At 56.8% G+C, this 3680-nt stretch carries 1 protein-coding gene; it reads left to right on the top strand.

What is annotated here, in order from left to right; genetic code table 11:
* Positions 1–3680 (top strand): condensation domain-containing protein (locus KQX66_RS36275; RefSeq protein ID WP_216798371.1); only part of this gene is annotated, 3680 nt, incomplete at both ends.

Raw genomic sequence — 3680 nt, 5'->3', positions numbered from 1 at the left:
GGCAAGCCGGTGCACAATACCCGGCTGTATATCCTGAAGGAAGGCACGGAGCAGCTGCAGCCGGTCGGGGTGGCAGGTGAGCTGTGCATCGCGGGGGTGCAGGTGGCAAGAGGCTACTTGAACCGTCCGGAATTGACAGCGGAGAAGTTTACGGCTGATCCATTTGCGGCAGGCGAGCGAATGTACCGGACCGGCGACCTGGCCAGATGGCTGCCCGATGGCAACATCGAGTATCTGGGGCGGATCGACCATCAGGTGAAAATTCGCGGCTACCGGATTGAACTGGGCGAGCTTGAAGCGGAACTGCTGGCTGTGGAAGCGGTGCAGGAGGCCGTAGTCATGGCGCGCGATGACGGTCAAGGCCAGAAGCAATTATGCGCCTACTATGTGGCAACGAAAGAGCTGACGGCGGGCGAGCTGCGCGAGGCGCTGTCCAAGGAGCTGCCAGGCTACATGGTGCCGACGTACTTCATCCAGGTTGAACGGATGCCGCTTTCCGCTAACGGCAAGATTGACCGCAAGTCGCTTCCTGCGCCGGAAGCAAGCGTGCAGTCAGGCGAGGCCTATGCCGCACCGCGTACGCCAGTGGAGCGTGCGCTCGCGAATATCCTGCAGACGGTGCTCGGCTTGAGGGCGGTAGGCATTCACGACAATTTCTTTGATTTGGGCGGCGATTCCATCAAGTCGATCCAGGTGGCGTCCCGCATGATGCAAGCCGGCTATAAGCTGGAGATGAAAGATATTTTCAAATATCCGACCATCGCTTCGTTGAGCGCCCATGTCCGTACAGCCGTCCGGCTTGCGGATCAAGGCGAGGTAACGGGCGAGGCGCCGCTAACCCCGGTTCAGCGCTGGTTCTTTGAGCATAATCCGTCTCAGCCGCAGCATTTTAACCAGTCGTTCATGATCTACCGTCCGGATCGTTTTGAAGAAGGGGCCTTGCGCCAGACGTTCCATAAGCTGGCTGAACATCATGACGCGCTGCGCCTGGTTGTCCAAGACAGCGGAAGCGGCTATCAAGTCCGGTACCGTGCCGTTACGGAGGGCGAGCTGCTTGATCTTGCAGTCATCGATCTGCAGGACAGAGAGATGGACGATTCCTTAACCCATTGGATCGAGGAGAAGGCGACGGAAATTCAAGGCTCCATCGATCTAAACGCCGGACCGCTCGTCAAGCTGGGACTGTTCCGCTGCGCGGATGGCGACCACCTGTTGATTGCGGTGCACCATTTGGCTATTGATGTGGTGTCATGGCGTATCTTGTTTGAAGATTTCGTGACGGGATACGAGCAGGCGTCAAAAGGTGAAGCACTCCGGCTGCCGCCGAAGACTGACTCGTTCCAAGCTTGGGCCCAGGGACTCGAACAGTACGCAGACAGCCCGGCTCTAGACAGCGAAAGGGCCTACTGGCAGCAGATCGAACAGGCATCCTGCCGTCCGCTGCCTAAGGATTATGCGTACGAACGCCCGCAGTTGCAGGACAGCGAGCTGATTACGCTAAATTGGACGCCTGAGGAAACCGTACAACTGCTGAAACAGGCGCACCGCGCTTATAACACGGAAATGAACGACTTGCTGCTCACGGCGCTCGGTATCGCTATTCAGCGCTGGAGCGGCCTGGGGGATGTGCTGGTTAGTCTGGAAGGGCACGGACGCGAGCCGATTATTCCGGACCTGGACATTACACGCACTGTCGGCTGGTTTACGAGCGTGTACCCGGTGCTGCTGTCGCAAGGAGCCGATATGACGCTGCGCGAGCGGATCAAGCGAACCAAAGAGCAGCTTCACGCCATACCGGATAAAGGTATCGGCTACGGCCTGCTAAGGTATCTATCACGGAAGAAGCAGGAGGCTCCGGCACTTCGGGCCGAGCCTGAAATCAGCTTCAACTATTTGGGACAGCTTGACCAGGACCTCCAGCAGCACGATATTCGTTTGTCTCCGTTTGCCGGCGGAATGACGGCGAGCGCGGATACAGCGCTGCGCTTCGCGCTTGATTTGAACAGCTTGGTCGTAGACGGAGCCTTGCAGCTCACGATTAGGTACAGCGCTAAGCAGTACCGCAGGGAAACGGTGGAGCAATTCGCCGGCCATCTCCATGCCAGCTTGCAGGAAGTGATTGCGCATTGCGTTTCGAAGGACCGCACCGAGCTGACGCCAAGCGATGTGTCCTTGAAAGGCGTAACGATTGAGGAATTGGAGCGGCTTATGCTGCAAACGGCGGCTATTGGCGAGATCGAGAACGTGTACAACTTGACGCCAATGCAAAAAGGCATCTTGTTCCACGGCCTGCTGGAAGCCGGCTCCGGGGCGTATTTCGAACAGACGTCGTTCGATTTGAAGGGCGAGTTCGAGCCGGAAGCATTCGCTCAAAGTATCGACTTGCTGGTGCAGCGCCATGAAGCCCTGCGCACGAACTTCTACACAGCGTGGAAGGAAAACCCTGTCCAGGTCGTATTCCGCAGCAAACGCGGCACACTGGTCTTCGAGGATCTGAGCGGGTTCAGCAACGAGGAACGTGAAGCGGAGATCGCACGGTTTAAGCGTGAGGATCGGGACAAAGGCTTTGATCTCGCCCGTGATCCGCTGCTGCGCATCGCGATTTTGCGTACCGGCTCTCAAGAGCACCATATGATCTGGAGCTTCCACCATATCATCATGGACGGCTGGTGCCTCTCGATTGTGGTTCAGGAAGTGTTCGAAGCTTACTTTGCGCTGGTCAGGGGCAAGAAGCTTGAGCTATCCGAGGTATGGGCGTACAGCTCTTACATCGAATGGCTGGAGCGGCAAAATACGCAAGAAGCGTCCGCTTATTGGAGCGGCTACCTGTCAGGTTACGAAGAGCAAACCTTACTGCCTGCCGGCAAGCCGGGGAACTCGGAGGACGTATCCGGGTACCGCGCGCAGCGTTACGACTATGAGCTTGGAAGCGAGTTGACAAAACGGATTCATCAGACGGCAAAAGCGCATCAAGTTACGATCAACACATTGATCCAAGCCGCATGGGGAATCGTGCTTCAACGGTACAACGGTACGGATGATGCGGTATTCGGCAGCGTGGTGTCGGGACGTCCCGCAGAAATTCCGGGCGTGGAGCGAATTATCGGACTATTCATCAACACGATTCCTGTCCGCATCCGCTGTGCAGCGGAGGAAAGCTTTGCTGACGTCATGAAGCGGGCGCAGGAGCAGGCGATTGCCTCCAATGCCTACGAAACGTTCCCGCTGTATGAAATCCAGGCATTGACGGAGCAGAAGCAGGATCTGATCCGTCATATCGTGATCTTTGAAAACTATCCGGTAGATGAACGGATGGAGCAGCTTGGCGGAGAGCATTCCGCGCTTCGATTGTCCGGCGTTCAAAGCATGGAGCAAACGAACTATGACTTAAACCTTGTAGTGCTGCCGGGCGAATCGATGAAGCTTTACATTGGTTATAACGAAGCCGCATTTGAGCCGATAGCGATCGAACGGATTCAAGCCCACCTGACTTACCTGCTGGAGCAGGTCGTGGCGAACCCGGATATCCGCATACACGAGTTGGAACTGGTGAGCGGGGCGGAGAAGGAGCAGATTTTGCATGCGTTCAACGACACCGCGGTTAACTCGCCTCGCGAGAAGACGATCTACCAGTTGCTGGAGGAACAAACGGTGCGGACACCGGAGCAGGTTGCTGTCTA

Origin of the sequence: Paenibacillus oleatilyticus (genome assembly GCF_018998565.1) — a bacterium.
In the GTDB taxonomy this organism is placed as follows: domain Bacteria; phylum Bacillota; class Bacilli; order Paenibacillales; family NBRC-103111; genus Paenibacillus_G; species Paenibacillus_G oleatilyticus.
This window is presented reverse-complemented; position numbering and strand designations above follow the sequence as displayed.